Origin of the sequence: Canibacter zhoujuaniae, from assembly GCF_011752015.1 — a bacterium.
Taxonomy (GTDB): Bacteria; Actinomycetota; Actinomycetes; order Actinomycetales; family Microbacteriaceae; genus Canibacter; species Canibacter zhoujuaniae.
In genome coordinates, this window is sequence record NZ_JAAIKA010000004.1 from 26,019 (window position 1) to 41,952 (window position 15,934).

The following is a 15,934-nucleotide window of genomic DNA, read 5'->3' on the forward strand; positions in this document are numbered from 1 at the left end:
CTAAACTCCAGCCTCTAACTTGCTTGCGGTAATTTCTTCGCCACCGAGCACCAACTCAACAAATTTGCGCAAAATAACCTGTTTTGCAGAGCCCGGGTTCAGCTCGATTGCGACAAATGGCTGCGTGCGGATCAGCGCTAGCGCTTCTTGAGCCGGCATAATTGCGCCTTTTGCCTCACCTTTAACAACCGCTTTGCGCAGTTCATTCATCGAGGTGAAGATTGGTAGCACCAGCTGACCTTTTGCGGTGCGCAGGGTGCGGGTGCGCGTCCCTTTTCGCTTTGAATTTGTGCCACCTGTCACATCAACTACGAGCTGTTCGGTGCGCAGCGCATTCAGGAGCGCGGCAAGTTTTGCGTAATCTGGCGCGGTTAACAGGTCGTCTAGTGCGCTCTCTGCCGGCAGGTTGACGTAGTTTGGAAGATCTATTTCTGGTGCGCTCATTTGCTTCTCTAATCGTTTCTGCCGTTTAAAACAGTGCGTTCATATCTTCTATGCCGCGCATCGCGTCATAGTCGAGAGTGACACAACGGATGCCGCGATCCTCTGCGAGAGTGCGCGCCTGCGGTTTAATCTCTTGGGCAGCGAAAATACCCTGCACAGGTGCGAGATTGGGGTCGCGATTCATCAGCTCCAGGTAGCGGGTGAGCTGTTCTACGCCGTCAATCTCACCGCGACGTTTTATCTCAACCGCGACGGTTCTGCCGTCACCGTCGCGCGCCAAAATGTCGACCGGCCCGATTGCGGTCATATATTCGCGGCGCACAAGCTGAAAGTCGGTGCCAAGCAACTCAATTTGATCCGCAAGCAGTTCCTGCAGGTGGGCCTCCACACCGTCTTTGCGTAAACCAGGATCAACCCCCAGTGACCACTCGTGATCGGCAATTATTTCATAGATAGAAATTAGTAGACGGTCTGCGGTTTTTGTTTGTGTGATCTGCCAAACTTCTTGAATTCCTGCTGCCGTCTGCTCTGCGGTAGGGGTAAGCGTTTCAAAACTAGCTGGCGGGTTCATCCAGTTCAGCGGTTTGTAGCTGCCGCCGTCTGAGTGGATGAGGATCGATCCATCCGCCTTTAAGATTAGCGCGCGTCGTGCTGGTGGCAGATGCGAGGTGAGCCGACCGGCATAGTCTACAGAGCAGTTTGCAACAACAATTCGCACGCCTTTAAGGGTAGCGGAATCTAGCTGATTTAAATCCCCATCCACGCAGAACCGCGGGTGCGCAGACTGAGTGTTGTGAGCCGTGACAGCATCCACAGATGATAGTTAGCGATCAGCAGAATAGAGATGTACGTAATTTCGGGGAGATTTGCGCCCCAGATGAGAAGCGAAATTGAGACCGGGGCGAAGCACGCGAGGTTTATCAGTGACGTGAGGGCGAGATAGCGTGAGTCGCCGGAACCCATGAGAATCCCGTCGTAAACAAAAACAAGCCCGCAAACCGGTTGTGCTAACGCGAGAATAATCAGGGCTGGTGGGGTGAGCGTCAGCACTCTAGGGTCGCTGGTGAATACGTGGCCGAGCACGGGGGAGAGCAGTAGCAAACCAGTGCCGATTATTGCTCCAAAACCCGCACCCCAGCGCAGTGTGTAGCGCATCACCTGCCGCACATTATCTTCGCTGCCGGATCCCAGTTCTTTACCAACGAGAGCCTGCGCCGCTATTGCAAGAGCGTCTAGTGAGAGCATGAACAGGCCAAAAATTGCGGTACTAATTTGGAGGGCAGCGGTGACCTCATTGCCGCGGATCGTGGCGGCTGCCAAAACCAGCAGCAGCCCGACACGCATACTGAGTGTGCGCAGAAAAAGCCATCCGCCGCTGATACCGGCGGCGCGCACGCCCGTAAGATTTGGGCGCCAACTGGCCTGTATCTGTGTGACGCGCCGGGCAATTATGACGAAAAACGCCACAGCCATGCCGTATTCAGCGATAACAGTGCCGATTGCGCTGCCGGCAACACCGAGGTTAAAACCGTAAATAAAAATTGCGTTGAGAATAGCGTTTGCGGCAAATCCAACAACGGTGATGATGAGCGGTGTGACCGTGTTTTGCATTCCCCGCTCGAGACCTGTGGCGGCCATTGAGAACAGCATTGCTGGAATACCCAGCGCGCAGATTGTTGCGTATTGCACAGCGAAGATCGGGCTTTCAGCACTGCTATCACGCATCATCAGTTGTGTGAATGGTGTCGCGATAGCCGCTGTGATAAGAGCAGCGGCAAGACCGACAGCGAGCGCAACCCAGATGGAATCAACACCCGCTTGGACTGCGCCTTTTGTATCCCCAGCGCCGAGCTTGCGCGCCACCAGCGGTGTGGTCGCGTAGGCGAGAAATATCATGAGACCAACAACGGTGTTGACCAGTGTTGAACCAACCGCAAGGCCAGCGAGGGCCGGAGCACCAAGATGGCCAACCATTGCTGTGTCGAGCAGCACAAAAAGTGGCTGGGCGATGAGGGTGCCGAGCGCCGGTAGCGCAAGCCGCAGAATTTCGCGTCGCATAACAGTAGTCTAGTTGTATGAAAAAATCAGGTATCGATATTGCCGAATTGAACCCAGATATCAGGCCACAAGACGACCTGTATCGACACGTTAACGGGAAGTGGCTGGATCGCACTGAGATTCCTGCTGATAAGGCGCGATACGGCTCATTCCATATTTTGCATGAAAACGCTGAAGCAGCGGTGCGAGACATTATCACTGGAAACAGCGAGGTTAATGGCGAGGCACCCGTAGACGACCGTGACGCTGCTGATCTTGCGAAAATTCAGCTTCTGTTTAACAGCTACATGGATGAATACCGGCTGCGTGAGATCGGCCTAGCACCGCTGCAGCGCGAGCTTGACCGTGTGAGTGAGGTTGAGTCGTTAGGTGATCTTATTCGCCTTGTTGCGGCGAACGATATGCGCGGGTTTGCAAGTTTTCTTAGCGCCTACATTGATAACGATCTTGAAGACCCAACAAAATACATGCTCTTCGTCAATCAGGGCGGCATTACTCTGCCAGACGAGTCTTACTATCGGCAGGAACAGTTCGGCGAGATCCGCAAGAAATTCGTCGCGCACATTGAGCGTATTTTTACACTCGTCGGGGTTGCGGATGCGGCTGCGAGAGCGCAAGCGATCTTTGAGTTGGAGACCAAAATAGCAGCGGCGCACTGGGATCAAGTGCGCTCGCGCGATGTGCAGCAGACATACAACCCGATGTCTTGGGCCGAGTTTGATAAGCTCACACCTAATATTCTGTGGGAGGAATATTTCGATATTCTCGGTGTCAAGCTGCCTGCTGAGGTGGTTGTGCGGCAGCCCTCTGCGGTGGCCGAGTTCTTTAAACTTCTGGGCAGCGAGCCCCTTGCAGCTTGGATCGACTGGTATCGTTGGCGTGTTGTGCAGGGTGCGATAAGCAGCTTGCAACCGGAGCTTGCCGAAGCAAACTTTGAGTTTTTTGGCACCGTGCTGACAGGCGCACAAAAGCAGCGCGAGCGGTGGCGACGCGGTGTGAACCGTGCTGAGGGCGCAATGGGTGAGGCTGTCGGCCGTATTTACGTTGCTCAGCACTTTAATGAGCACGCTAAGTCTGCAATGGATGAGCTCGTAGACTACCTGATTTTGGCCTACCGGCAGTCGATTCAGGCGCTTGACTGGATGAGCGAGGAAACAAAGACGAAAGCATTAGATAAACTCGCTAAATTTACGCCGAAGATTGGCTATCCGGTGAAGTGGCGTGACTATTCAGAGCTTGCAGTGAGCGAGGATCTGCTTGCGACATCCGCCGCTGTTGCGGAGTTCCACGCCCGCATTGAGTGGGCAAAGTTAGGCTCGCCTGTTGATCGCGAGGAGTGGTTTATGACTCCGCAGACTGTGAACGCCTACTACAACCCTGGTTTTAATGAAATCGTATTTCCGGCCGCTATCTTGCAGCCTCCTTTCTTCAGCGCTGATGTTGACGCAGCAACAAACTTCGGAGCAATCGGGGCTGTTATTGGGCATGAAATTGGCCACGGTTTCGATGATCGGGGCAGCCAGTATGATGGCGACGGTCAGCTCAACAACTGGTGGACGGATGCGGATCGGGCAGCTTTCGAGGAGCGCACCGCAGTCTTGATCGGGCAGTATGATGCGCTTTCCCCGGAGGGTGCCGAGGGGCAGACCGTCAACGGCTCACTGACAATCGGTGAAAACATTGGTGACCTGGCTGGCTTGTCGATAGCTTGGAAGGCCTATCTGCTTTACCTTGCAGATCAGGGTATTTCGCTCGCAGAAGCGCCTGTGATTGACGGTCTGTCAGCTGCAGAGCGATTCTTCTACTCGTGGGCGCAGTGCTGGCAGCAAAAGTCACGACCGGAAGAGACGGTGCGACTTCTAACAACCGATCCACACTCCCCAAATGAGTTCCGCTGCAATCAAATCGTGCGCAACCTCGATGTGTTCCATGAAACATTCGGCACTAAGCCTGGTGATCAACTCTGGCTAGATCCCGCCGATCGCGTGCATATTTGGTAGGTTTTGTGGTTTCCACCGTGCCCGTTCCGTAATGTCTGCGGGGCGGGCACAATAATTTTCATCAGCTTGCTGTGTGTGCTCGATCAGATCTGCGTAGAGCACTCAACCCGCGGGTGTCAGAGATAAGAGTGAATCACGATTCAGTTCAGAAATCTCCGTAGCGCCAAGGGTATTTTCCTTCGCAGGATTTTTAGAATAGGCCCTTCGTATCGCAAGCTTTCCAGGAATGGCTTGGATACCAAAGATTTCAGCCGCAGTTGTAGTAGCAAGCGTGACAGTGTCAGCTGCTGAAATCCCGATATGGGCAAGAAGCGCAAGCTCCTCTAATAAACCGTAACCTGGAATCACAGCAAGTTGTGGGGCCTTTGAGGCAGGTAAGAAGATTACCCCTGCTTGCGCTGCATTCCCAATCCAGCCAACGAGTCGCTCCCACCCTTTGTCCAGTCCTTGACGTTCTTTCCCGGTAGGTTCTCTCATTCCTGAGTGAGCCTCAAGAGCTCGCTTTCCCGTAAGATACCCCATTCCTTGCCTCATCTGCTGCAGGTACCGAGTGTGAGGCACTATACTAGACAACTCTTGAAGATAGGGTGCCTGAATCGCCTCTTTAAGAAAGACTGCACGACGTAGCGACACGAGACCAGTGCAAATAGGCACTCCATGCTCTAGAAGCGTATTCGTTAGCTCAGACCATGAATCTTCTTTAACGTTGGAAGCAGAAGTGAGCGCCTCCCTAGGAGAGCTTTGACTCGGAAGTAAGGCGGCTACTCCATCAATAATTTGCACGTGACCAAGACGCGTCGCTTTAAGTGCCCCAGAACCACGTCCAGAGACTGAGATACCCTTCGGATTAGCTGTTTCCCAAACAGCTTGAAAGAAATCAGGGCGCGATGATCTAACACCAATCCAGCGCTCACCTGTTGCTAAACATAAAGAAACTATTCCATCCAATTGCGATCTGTTTGCAATGACAATTTCACTCCGAGAGAGCGGAGTCGAGTCTGTGATGGTTACAGTTCCACCTATAAGCCTAACCGGATTTAAATTTGCGTTAAATCGGAAACTTGCCGCTATTCCTGAACCTGTATCACGAATGGCAGCAACACCAAATTTCCGACATTGCAAAGCAATACTTTCAGAGTCAGCACAGAGGTTTCCGCATAGATCTTCAACATAACCCGTCACAGCACATGAGGAGTCGATGAGCATATAAGATGAAACGGCTATCATGAGCAGTTCCTTTCTTTCACCCTGAATTGCAGCAGGACGAGGAATTGATAGAACAGGTGGACTAACAGTGAAGCAATTGGTCCGCCTGCTACGGCAGTAACCCCAAGAATCAAGCCCAAAACAGACTTTCCGGCGACGGCTGGGATGCCGAACGCTATGTGGTTTACTCCGTATACCATCGCTTGTAGCAAAAGAAGGTGGAAGAGTAAATCTTCGTGCAAAAAGGTGAAGCCACCAAGAAGAAAAACTCCCCGGTAGAAAAATTCTTCTCCTCCTGCAGAAAGAATAGAAAGAGCGGTAAAAATAATTGAGTTTCGTTGGGCGAGCTGTCCAACTGCATTCATTGTCTCAGAGCGTCTAGCTACTGGCATATACAAGAACGATAAGTCACGACTAACACGGTTGCGGTACCAGCGCTGTGTGATAATCGCTTCCAGTCGAAACGCAAGAAATGCTGATATAGAGCCACCGGCGATGCTGAAAATAAAAATTTGAACATCAAAAACGCCTACGGCACCTGCAATAAGAACCTTTGATGCAATATTTTGAGTCACAATAAAGTAAGTACCGACAGCAAATGTTGTGGCGGCAAGTATGACAGGCATTACGCTAACAGTGCGGTGTCGCCATCTTGGCAGTACTGTTAAGCCGACGCCGACGAACGCCACTGTCATAGAGATGGCAAGGGCGCCACCGATCAAGGTTTGCAGATCCACGGGGGTATTTCCCTAATGTGGCTGGCGTGAGAGTAAAGGTGTCGCAGGTTTTCCCACTCCGATTACAAGTGACACATATTTATCTAAACCGTTGTATCCGAGTAGATCGTTTATTGGTTCGTCAAGAAAACCTGCTACCGCGCAGCAGCCGAGACCTGCAGAGGAAGAAGCTAAGTACAAACTTTGCATGGCAGCACCAACATCAATGTGAGCAATTCGATACCCACGCGTATGGTACTTCCATAGGAAAGAGTTCGCATCATGAACTAGGACTACAACAAAAGGTGCATACAGCAGCCAATCAGATTCAAAAGTCACATCTTGGAGAGCAAGACGAATATCTCCCGTGATCAGAGACTCAAGTTCATGACCTACCTGATCGTATCGATAATATCCCTGCGGAATACCATCAACGTTTTGTACGACAATTCCTACGTCGAAAGAGGAGAGTCCACCCATGGACGGGTAGGGGTAAAGCGGAATATCTCGAACCCCATAACCATCCTCTGAACCATTTTTGCCAAAACTGCGCTTGAGGACAGCAGCGAACTCTTCCTGTGAAAGGGCTGTGGCCATATAGTCGCGCACAGAGCGTCGCTGCCTAACTACGTCATCAAAAGAAATATCTACAGGCGCGTCAGTATCTGGGAGTTGAATCTGATGTGGATTCGTTGATGCCCGGTATCTTTGAAGACGCTCTTGCGTCATCTGCATACTTACATGTTCTGCTGTGAAAAATTCGTTAACCGAACGAACAAATATCCGTTGAATGATTCGTTGAAGGGTGACTTCGGAAATGCCGCTATTCACGATGTCATACGCAGACTCCGCAATTTCCTTCAGAGGTATTAGTGCGTGATCTGGTAGTGAGCCGATGATTTCATTGAGCTCAGCTTGCAGCATCTCACGTGGCGTCAGTGACAATTCAGTATCAGGCATAATCTCCCTTTCATGGTTAGTGGCCTGACAGTTTTACGTGTCGGCAACCGTCGCAGCAAAAATAGTTGCGACGGCTCGATCCACGCCATCAGCAGAAACAAGCCTATTTAGCGCGCTATTGTTGAAGTGTGAAATAATACTGGGACGCATGTGCAATGAGAGTGCTTGGTTAGTCAGTGCGCCAATTACCATGCCTGCTGACTGCATCATTGCTCGAGTGGCTTGGACTCCGTGAGTAAACTGCACGCGTACATGAGATCCCACTAGGATAAGAAGCGGACCGTGGGATAGGTCTTGTGAACTGTCATGAAGTTGTGCTGCTACTTGTTCAGCAAAATTTGATGGAACATTTTGCTCGAAGATAGCACCAGGCTTACTAGGGATTTGTCGCCAAAGTTGATCTTCGAACAGAACTAGTAAATCCACACCAAAAAGTCCTTGCGCGACTACCGGATTTGTCCATGCGGGACTCAGAAGTTGTCCTAGCGGTTCGTTCGGAGACCAGTTGCGCGCCCAGCGTGTTTCTAGAGATTTCTCGAAACCTTCAACTGTCGTTGAAAAGAAATAGTTACGGATATTCTGCGCTTCCTGAGCTGAAGGAAGCCTCTTGAGATCAGCCGCTGTAAATTCTGAGTTAACGAGATAAGACTCTGATGGTGAGCCAGATGTTGAGCTTAGCCGTGTTACTGCCGACTCAATGATGTCTGGATCAAGTTCTTGTACACTGACAGGAGGGATCAGCGTCTGTTCAAGAACACGATATATATGTTCTGGATGAAGTTCATTACGGAGTGTCATGCTGCTTCCTTACAGGAAAGGACTGCGAATATCAGCGCGGTTTTCGGTGCAGGCAGGGCAGCGGGCAAGACGGGTTGCGCGCTGCCTAATAATTTCAAGACGATCTAGATCAATACGAAGGAAATTTCCTTCGAGGTGGGATCCAACACCAAGAATATGCTGGAGAATTGAGGACGTAAGATATGATGCTGCAAGCGATGCTACAAATGCAGGAATTTGCGTCGGTATGCTAGCGGAGCCATTCATTTTCATATAGAGATGGTTGAGCTTCATGGACCGCCCAGCTTCTTCCATGACATCGAAATCATGATAACAACCTGTTTCAGCTGGGACAAACAACGGTCCAACAACAATCTCAGGACCATCAAGATAACCGCCATGCCATGGCACCCCATAAGAGAGCGCATATTCATTCATGTCATAAAACAAGCCGATGTTTGGGCTGTCAGCAACACAAACTGTGAAATCAGCCGGTTGTTCGGAAACCTCTATTTTTGATGATACAGAAATGGCAACTTTGTCTCCAAGCGCATCTTCAAGTAAGCGAGTGCACTCTACTGCGAATTTTCCTTCGCCGATCACCGCTAGTGAATCGATATCAGGAATCGCCGTGCCGTATCCAATCGTAAGGAATCCGAAATCGAGATCATCTGCAGGAACAAGAACTCCGTTGTTAACAAGAGCCTCAAGGAGCTCAGCACCCTCTTCACCATATTGCGTAAGAACACTATGCCGTGAAGCGCCGTTATCAAATGAGAATGCGAGGTCAGAGAGAATTCCACGACGACGAGGATCTACAATTCTTCTGGATGCACGTCCACGACTGCCGAATCGCACTATAACCTCATCGTTTGTTGAACGAATAAGTTGGATGGCAGGATTCAGAACAAGACGCGAATCTAAAGAAGTAGTCATGTCATTCATCTTTCGTTAGATAATGAGGGGTGTTTATTTGACGCAAGCCAAGGATAGTAAGGCCAACGAGCGCGAGGCTAGTAAGTGCTGCAATGGCAGACCATGCAAGGTAGTGGCCTGTAATAAAAGAAGACATTGCACCGTAGAAAGTAAGAGCACCGAATGTAGCGGTAGAGGCAAGTCCCAGTTTTGGTTTGATTGTAAGGAATACCATGCTTGATAAAACAAAAGCAAGAGCTACCCCAACTACAGCATTTGATGACTTAGGAACCCAGATCCAACCAGCTGCATGCGAAATCGCGGAGATTGCGATGCTAATGAGCTTAATAACAAGCACAGCATAGAGATAAAGTAGGGTATTCCTTGGAATTCGCATTCTACGCTCCATCACGGGTACGGGAGAGGATCGGCGGTGAGCTCAGAAAATTCTTGCAGAGATGACGATTCACCTATGAGGCATCGATACGTTGCGTACCGTTTGTGACCAAGCATTTGCATGTTCGGAGGAAAAGCTGGGGCAAGCTCTGGAATGAACACCTTTGTCAGGGAAATTGAACTGAAATTAACAGGAGTAAAATCAAATGCGATTGGTGTCAAACCTGAGCGTCTGCAAATCTCAAGAGCCGCATCAAGTTCGTTCATGTGTGCAAACTTGATAGATAGTTCACTTAGTCGAATAGGCTCGATAGTCTCGTCTCGCAAATACCAATCGAGTTTCTTTTGATTTTCCGCATAGCCATAAAAAGGAACTACTTGGATGAAATTGTCAAAATCATGATTACTTGCATCTCTGTTGATGCCAAATAGGCGATTGAATCCCTGGACGATTCTCCAATTAGGGGCAAGGCGAGGAATTCTAACCATTCGTTCTGATTGAACTAATTCCGCAATTGCGCTGCGGATTGCCTGCTCAGGTGTCACCCCTACCCCGCCACCTGCTAGATAACAAAAGTCATCCAGGCCTTGCTCCACCGATATAGCTGTAACTACAGTAACGCCCTCGCAGTCCGTACGGTGAGCATAAAAGGTGACGTCTACACCAGCGCGTTCAGCGCTTTCAATCCAACGGACAATATGTGGATCTGTCAATTTTCGGTCAAAAATGATAGGACGTGGTGGAATTTTGCAGTACCACGACAGATTGGCAGCATCGCGTTCAATGAGCTCTAAAATGCCGTGTGCTAAAGATGCTGCGGAGTCACGATGCGTTGCTAAACCACCTGAACTTGATACTCCAACTCGGGCTTCCCCTGATTGGCGGATGTAAAAAAGGTGAACGAGTTGCGAAGGCACATAGATTTTATCTCCGCTCAACAGATTTGTTCCGGAAATCCACAAAAGTTTTGCATCCTTATGCCAAGGTTCGCATAAGAAATTAGGATCTTCGAATTGCTCCGGTGCAAATAGTTGGATGTCATCAGGGCCGATAAACTTTTCGCCAGCACATTCAAGCTCATTTGCCGAAGCCCATCGCTCCAACTTGTCTGTTTGTGACGTCAACGAGGAAAATGAACCAATCATACGTTCAATGGCTTCGCCTAGGGATGACAAGATGGCATCTTCAAGAGTGAGACCTTTTCCGCCACCGTAAATATCTCTATCAAGACCAGTAGGGAGTGCCGGTAGGCCGATTAGGCGTCGAAGTGTGTGGTCCAAGGACATAGCAGTAGCAGAACCTTGATAGCCATTGAAACCAATGCCTGGACGAAGGGAGGTTAACACAGTGCGTACTTCGCCGAAGGGACTGTATGAATCGAGCATGTCTCCAATTGAAGACCATTCACGAGAAGTGTGCCGTACGTTTAACCAAGGTATGTCACGGTTATATTCTGTGACATTCAACGGCAAGATTTCAGCTGACTTTGCTTGTGAGAAAGGTTTAGTCATGGTAGGTTATTCCGTTCTCCGCCAACTTCTGAGAGAAATCAGTCCAAGGATGAGCCCTAGAACAAAAGTGATGGCGAGCTTCCACACACCGCCCGATGGGAACGGCGAGCTTGTGTATAAAGACACAAGACAGTCGAACCAGATTTTTAGCGGGTTCCACTCCAGTATCTTCTGTAAGAGTTTTGGCAGCGCATCTAACGGAGCCGCTGCACCGGAACCGAAAAACATGATGAAAAATACTGCGGCGGTGAGGGCATTAATCGTGCGTGTTCCAAATGGTAGCGTCCCAAGGAAAAAGCCAACACAGCATAAAAACGCGATAAGTCCTACGTTCAGCAGCAGGAACACGGGATTGATTGCTTCCTGGCGAAGACCGTGCATAAAGCTAACAATTACAACAATAAGACTAGAAGCGGCGATGGTTAACGTAAGCATCGCTAGAATTACCGCAGAACCGAAATTCAACCCAGATAGAGGTAGCGAGCGATATCTTTTGTCTACCTGCCGTGCACGTAATTCCGCAACATAAACCGGCAATCCCATAAGTAGTAGATTCGCTGCCACCGTTCCAATAAGTGAAGGAAACATCATATCGATAAATTTGATCTGAGTTCCAGGAAGTATTTCTTCTGCGTACGGGACACCGATGAACATGTAAATGATGATCGGAAAGGCCAGTGAAAAGAATACTGCTATCGGTTCTCTAAACAAAAGCACAAGTTCCTGCTTGTACCATACCCACAGTATTTTTACTCGTGATCCGGCCTTGCCATGCTGCACCATCATCATTCGTCTCCGGACATTTGTTCTATACCTGTAATGACAGCGAAGACATCTTCGAGCCTAACCGGACCGGTTAATATATCGGCAGCACTGTCAAGGTGATTTATTTGAGCGGATACGGCAGCAATTGCGTCCGCGTTTCCGATAGCAACGATGGACAATCCAGTATGACCGTAGTGAAGACCTGACTTTTTTATCAACTCGGTTATATGTTCGGGTGGTTCCGTTATGCGAAGTCTCCGATCTCCTCCAAGACTTGCTAGAACCTCGTCGACAGCTCCATTAAGACGAATTTTCCCTCGATCCATGACAAGAAGCACATCTGCAAATGCTTCCGCTTCAGCCATGTCATGAGTTGAGGCTAATACAGTACAACCTTCAGAGGTTAAGGAACGCACAAAATCCCAGACAACTGAACGCCCTTCGGGGTCGATACCGGAGGTGGGCTCATCAAGCACAAGCAAAGAAGGGCGGCCAATAGCAGCGCACAAGATATCAAGACGACGCCTCTGCCCGCCAGATAGATTGTCGACTGTTTTGTCAAGATAATTGTCCACGCCAAGCTTTGATGCCATTGTACGCCAGTCTGCGGGATCCGAATATAAACATTCAGTAGCGCGGATCACTTCCCTAGTTTTAATTCGCGAGGGAAAACCAGAGCTCTGAAGTTGGACTCCAGTATAGAACCTATGTTCTCCACCTGGGACAACTGGGATGTTGAGGATTGTAGCCGAACCTTTAGTTGGGGCGCGCAGCCCAACAAGCATCTCCATAGTGGTTGTCTTACCAGATCCATTTGGCCCCACAAGAACAGTAGTCTCGCCAGCCAGGAGGTCGAAGGATATCTCATTGACAACACTGAGGCCGTTGTAAACTTTTACAAGACCAGAGACTGACGCGATCTTCTGCTTCGTCCCTACGCAATCATCAGTTTTTGCGGATACTTCTAACATGGCTACCGCTTCTGCGTTCGAGTCGTTGTTTTGTATGGATGCTCAAAATTTAAGTTATTTATGGTGCGCAGAACTTGCGTACCATAAATCGAATTCTTATTAGAAGTTGAAGATGTTGATCCAGCACCAGCAGCAACAACAGCAGCACCAGCCACCCGGTGCTACAGCGGATTCTGCTGAGAAATGCTTCTCTTCTGCGAGAGGCGTAAAGTCCATGAGTTTCTCCAATCCAAATGACTAATAAGAATAATGAGTATTGTTATCACAATATAGCAAGAACTTAAATCTGCATAGAGTTTGTATTGACATTACGCTAAGTGAATAAATCTTTTACTTCCCTCAAAACCCGGCCGCGGGTATAAAAAAATGCTGGCTTGGAATGTACCCAAACCAGCATCTAGTTGGTGGCGAGTGAGGTGTGTGGTTTCATGACATCGTTCCGCCCTGACTGATCACCATGACAGCATTGATGTCTCACGAGATCGTTCCGGGGTGTCTCACGTGATCGTTCCGCTTTAGCAGGCATCGTACGATCATGAACAACACACAAAAGAACCGGGTCATCGTCATGGCCATTATCGAAGGAAACATGAGCACCACTGAAGCTGCTCACCGTTTCAAAGTCTCAACCAAGATGGGTACGAAAACTTCTCCAGCGCTACCACGAAGGAGGCTTAGAAGCCGTTGACCCGCAATCGAAAGCACCCCGATCAAACCCGCACCAATACACCGATACAACCACCACTCAGGTAGTGAGCATCCGAGACCAACTCACCAATCAAGGACTAGACAACGGACCACATTCCATCTGGCTTCAATTGCCCCAAGCCAACCGCCCGTCAGTAGCAACAATCTGGCGCATCCTCAAACGCCACAACCTGATCACACCCCAAGCCCAAAAAATGGAACGATGACGCGAGACATGCCAACACAAAATAAAAAATGTCTCGCGACACAGCCGGAACTATGTCGCGAGACATCACACTGTGGCGAGTGAGGGATTCGAACCCCCGAAGCTTGCGCGGCTGATTTACAGTCAGCTCCCTTTGGCCGCTCGGGCAACTCGCCAGTGGTCGAAAGTATTACGACCGAGTATTTATCTTACGGTAAACACACACGCTTTGTAAAGTTAGTGTGGGGTTTATGAACACAAGGGAGTGTGATGAGCGGTTTTATGAGGCTAAGGTTAATAGTCGCGCTCAGGAAGCACAGTATCGGGTGTGCTGAATTGTTCGGCGGCCGCGTCCAGAGCATATGCAATGGTTGTTAGCGCACAGTTAACCAATAGATCTAGCTGTGCGTCTGTCGCCCCAGCATGGAAATCGTGCGCAAATAATGCACGTAGCAATAGGTCACCGTCTTCTGTATCTTCATAAATTAGTTTTGGCCAATGGCGCTCACGATGCCAGTCGTCGATGAACGCCTCTAGTTCATCGCGCCGTGCCGGGTCAACTGATTCACGGGCAAAGGCGGTTATCTGCAGGATATTGCTAGTGCCCTCATCGAGGTGGAAATAGTGTAGATAGTTGTTCCAAAGGCCTTTTATGTAGCCTTCCTCGTCAAGCTCATAGTGCCACTCGTAACTATCAAATAGTTTGATTAAGCGCCCCAACGTTACGACCGTCACCTGCTGCTGCAGAGGCTCCGGTGCGTCGGGATTTGCCGGAGATGATTCACGCACTGTTATCGCACCCCCTCTTTAAACATTAGATCTTCAAGCTCTGTCACAAAGTCGAGTGTGTTAATGACTGCGCGATCAATGTGTGTTTGCAGTTGATCGAAAGTTAATCCGTATTCATAGTCGACTGTAATTTCGGTAATGGTCTGCAGAGTGCCGTCATCATCTATACGTATATAAGCTTTTGGGAAGAGCTTATCGCGGTGCCAGTCAGAAATGAATGCACGCACTAGCTCTAGTGCATTAGCGCTGATTATGCGGTGCCACTGGCCAGATATGCACAGCAGCTCCTGCCGGCTGCCGGTAATTGCAAACAAAAACTGCACATCACGGAATGTGGCACCGAGCAGGCCCCTATCGGTTGTGAAGTAGTGAATTCCCTTATTGGTGAAGTGTTTAATTATGAGCTCTTGAGACAGCGGGTGCAGTTTATCGTCGAAACGTATCTGGTCGCTGCCGCTGGGTCGATTAGATTGCGTCGTCATGCCAGCCTCTCTGTTTATTGATATTTCCACTCTAGCTGTGGGGTGTATGACTTTATATCGGTCTTAAGCGCGGCAGGATAAAATAGGATCGTGACTTCGAAGATTCTGCTCTACTATGCTTTCCAGCCAGTTGCTGATCCTGACGCTATCCGCCTGTGGCAAAAAGAGTTGTGCGAAAAACTCGGCTTGCGTGGTCGCATTATTATTTCAAAACACGGCATCAACGGCACGGTCGGCGGTGAACTCGACGCATGCAAGCTTTACCTGCGTGCGACACGAGAGCGTTTTAATCTTGACGTGAAGTGGAGCGACGGCACCGGGCTCACTGAAAAACCACAGATGATGCACGGCAAAGATCGCTCTCCCCGGTGGTTGCAGAGCGTAGATTTTCCCAAACTCAGCGTTAAAGTGCGCGACGAGTTAGTGGCTTTCGGGCTGCCTGACGAAACTGAGGTTGACGAGAATGGTGTAGTCGGCGGCGGCACTCATTTGAAGCCCTGGCAGGTAAATGAGATGGTTGAGAACCAGGGTGATGACGTTGTGTTCTTTGACGGTCGCAACGCTTGGGAGGCTGAAATCGGGCGTTTTAAAGACGCGATAGTGCCAGATGTTACAACCACCCATGATTTCATTCGTGAAATTGAGTCGGGCAAATATGACCATATTAAAGACAAGCAGGTTATCACCTACTGCACTGGTGGAATTCGATGCGAGATTCTCTCTGCGGCTATGATCAAGCGCGGTTTTGAGAACGTGTACCAAATTGACGGTGGTATCGTGCGCTACGGTGAGCAGTTTGGTAACGACGGCCTCTGGGAAGGATCCCTCGCAATTTTTGACGGCCGCGAATCTATGGATTTTGCGCCGGGAGCTAAAAAGCTGGGTCACTGCAGAGTTTGTGGCACCGAATCAGTTTTCGTTGCAAACTGCAACATTAACAAGTGCAAACAGCGTTTTGTGTCGTGCGAAGAGCATAAAACCGCTGGTTGTGTAGAACACTCAACGCTCACTGCGACAAACTAACTCTGGGGTGCGAAGCGCGAGCTGCCTG

16 protein-coding genes and 1 tRNA gene are annotated in these 15,934 nt (G+C 49.6%); 2 read left to right on the plus strand and 15 right to left on the minus strand.

The window, feature by feature from the left end; all coding sequences use genetic code 11:
• Genes HCQ99_RS06840 through HCQ99_RS06850 form a run of 3 tightly spaced genes read right to left on the minus strand, consistent with a single transcriptional unit; the run spans position 1 to position 2,502 of the window.
• Complete coding sequence (locus HCQ99_RS06840; protein WP_166987957.1) at positions 1–444, minus strand: SseB family protein; 444 nt, start codon at positions 442–444, stop codon at positions 1–3.
• Positions 445–469: 25 nt separating this feature from the next.
• The gene (nucS, locus tag HCQ99_RS06845) at positions 470–1,162 is read right to left on the minus strand and encodes an endonuclease NucS (RefSeq protein ID WP_166987959.1); all 693 of its coding nucleotides are present in this window, start codon (positions 1,160–1,162) and stop codon (positions 470–472) included.
• 29 nt (positions 1,163–1,191) lie between these two features.
• Positions 1,192–2,502, minus strand: a complete 1,311-nt coding sequence (locus HCQ99_RS06850) for an MATE family efflux transporter (protein ID WP_166987962.1) — start codon at positions 2,500–2,502, stop codon at positions 1,192–1,194.
• A gap of 17 nt (positions 2,503–2,519) precedes the next feature.
• Between HCQ99_RS06850 and HCQ99_RS06855 the strand changes: the two genes are divergently transcribed.
• Entirely contained in the window at positions 2,520–4,502 is a 1,983-nt protein-coding gene (locus HCQ99_RS06855) for a M13 family metallopeptidase (protein WP_166987965.1), read from the plus strand.
• Positions 4,503–4,604: 102 nt separating this feature from the next.
• Here the strand turns inward: HCQ99_RS06855 and HCQ99_RS06860 are convergent, their stop codons facing one another.
• From HCQ99_RS06860 to HCQ99_RS06915, 12 genes are all read right to left on the minus strand, one after another.
• Positions 4,605–5,729: a hypothetical protein gene (locus tag HCQ99_RS06860; RefSeq protein WP_166987968.1), complete on the minus strand. Its 1,125-nt coding sequence runs from the start codon at positions 5,727–5,729 to the stop codon at positions 4,605–4,607.
• Positions 5,726–6,445 carry a CPBP family glutamic-type intramembrane protease gene (locus HCQ99_RS06865; protein WP_166987971.1) on the minus strand — a complete coding sequence of 240 codons (720 nt, stop codon included), beginning with the start codon at positions 6,443–6,445 and terminating at the stop codon, positions 5,726–5,728. The genes HCQ99_RS06860 and HCQ99_RS06865 overlap by 4 nt, the downstream gene beginning before the upstream one ends.
• A 12-nt stretch (positions 6,446–6,457) precedes the next feature.
• Positions 6,458–7,384 carry a SagB/ThcOx family dehydrogenase gene (locus HCQ99_RS06870; RefSeq protein WP_166987974.1) on the minus strand — a complete coding sequence of 309 codons (927 nt, stop codon included), beginning with the start codon at positions 7,382–7,384 and terminating at the stop codon, positions 6,458–6,460.
• Between the two features lie 33 nt (positions 7,385–7,417).
• Positions 7,418–8,182: a hypothetical protein gene (locus HCQ99_RS06875; protein ID WP_166987978.1), complete on the minus strand. Its 765-nt coding sequence runs from the start codon at positions 8,180–8,182 to the stop codon at positions 7,418–7,420.
• Positions 8,183–8,191: 9 nt separating this feature from the next.
• Entirely contained in the window at positions 8,192–9,097 is a 906-nt protein-coding gene (locus HCQ99_RS06880; RefSeq protein WP_166987981.1) for a TOMM precursor leader peptide-binding protein, read from the minus strand.
• Position 9,098: 1 nt separating this feature from the next.
• Positions 9,099–9,473 (minus strand): hypothetical protein, encoded by a 375-nt coding sequence (locus tag HCQ99_RS06885; protein WP_166987984.1) that lies wholly within the window; start codon positions 9,471–9,473, stop codon positions 9,099–9,101.
• 11 nt (positions 9,474–9,484) lie between these two features.
• The gene (locus HCQ99_RS06890) at positions 9,485–10,984 is read right to left on the minus strand and encodes a YcaO-like family protein (protein ID WP_166987987.1); all 1,500 of its coding nucleotides are present in this window, start codon (positions 10,982–10,984) and stop codon (positions 9,485–9,487) included.
• 6 nt (positions 10,985–10,990) lie between these two features.
• Complete coding sequence (locus HCQ99_RS06895; protein WP_208317188.1) at positions 10,991–11,773, minus strand: ABC transporter permease; 783 nt, start codon at positions 11,771–11,773, stop codon at positions 10,991–10,993.
• Positions 11,770–12,720 carry an ABC transporter ATP-binding protein gene (locus HCQ99_RS06900; RefSeq protein WP_166987990.1) on the minus strand — a complete coding sequence of 317 codons (951 nt, stop codon included), beginning with the start codon at positions 12,718–12,720 and terminating at the stop codon, positions 11,770–11,772. The genes HCQ99_RS06895 and HCQ99_RS06900 overlap by 4 nt, the downstream gene beginning before the upstream one ends.
• Positions 12,721–13,707: 987 nt before the next feature.
• Positions 13,708–13,788 (minus strand) — tRNA-Tyr (locus HCQ99_RS06905).
• A 118-nt stretch (positions 13,789–13,906) separates the two neighbouring features.
• A complete protein-coding gene (locus HCQ99_RS06910; protein ID WP_166987993.1) occupies positions 13,907–14,401 on the minus strand; it encodes a type III secretion system chaperone family protein in 495 nt (164 codons plus the stop codon).
• Positions 14,402–14,403: 2 nt separating this feature from the next.
• A complete protein-coding gene (locus tag HCQ99_RS06915; RefSeq protein WP_166987996.1) occupies positions 14,404–14,883 on the minus strand; it encodes a type III secretion system chaperone family protein in 480 nt (159 codons plus the stop codon).
• 87 nt (positions 14,884–14,970) lie between these two features.
• On the opposite strand from HCQ99_RS06915, the gene trhO reads away from it, so the two are divergent.
• On the plus strand, positions 14,971–15,906 hold the full coding sequence (gene trhO / locus HCQ99_RS06920) for an oxygen-dependent tRNA uridine(34) hydroxylase TrhO (protein ID WP_166988029.1): 936 nt from the start codon (positions 14,971–14,973) through the stop codon (positions 15,904–15,906).
• The last annotated feature ends 28 nt before the right edge of the window (positions 15,907–15,934 follow it).

Coding starts and splice junctions, on each gene's coding strand:
- HCQ99_RS06895 (WP_208317188.1), bottom strand. CDS start 11,773: ATGATGATGGTGCAGCATGGCAAGGCCGGATCACGAGTAAAAATACTG.
- HCQ99_RS06860 (WP_166987968.1), bottom strand. CDS start 5,729: ATGATAGCCGTTTCATCTTATATGCTCATCGACTCCTCATGTGCTGTG.
- HCQ99_RS06885 (WP_166987984.1), bottom strand. CDS start 9,473: ATGCGAATTCCAAGGAATACCCTACTTTATCTCTATGCTGTGCTTGTT.
- HCQ99_RS06850 (WP_166987962.1), bottom strand. CDS start 2,502: ATGCGACGCGAAATTCTGCGGCTTGCGCTACCGGCGCTCGGCACCCTC.
- HCQ99_RS06915 (WP_166987996.1), bottom strand. CDS start 14,883: ATGACGACGCAATCTAATCGACCCAGCGGCAGCGACCAGATACGTTTC.
- HCQ99_RS06880 (WP_166987981.1), bottom strand. CDS start 9,097: ATGACTACTTCTTTAGATTCGCGTCTTGTTCTGAATCCTGCCATCCAA.
- HCQ99_RS06870 (WP_166987974.1), bottom strand. CDS start 7,384: ATGCCTGATACTGAATTGTCACTGACGCCACGTGAGATGCTGCAAGCT.
- HCQ99_RS06890 (WP_166987987.1), bottom strand. CDS start 10,984: ATGACTAAACCTTTCTCACAAGCAAAGTCAGCTGAAATCTTGCCGTTG.
- HCQ99_RS06855 (WP_166987965.1), top strand. CDS start 2,520: ATGAAAAAATCAGGTATCGATATTGCCGAATTGAACCCAGATATCAGG.
- HCQ99_RS06840 (WP_166987957.1), bottom strand. CDS start 444: ATGAGCGCACCAGAAATAGATCTTCCAAACTACGTCAACCTGCCGGCA.
- HCQ99_RS06875 (WP_166987978.1), bottom strand. CDS start 8,182: ATGACACTCCGTAATGAACTTCATCCAGAACATATATATCGTGTTCTT.
- HCQ99_RS06900 (WP_166987990.1), bottom strand. CDS start 12,720: ATGTTAGAAGTATCCGCAAAAACTGATGATTGCGTAGGGACGAAGCAG.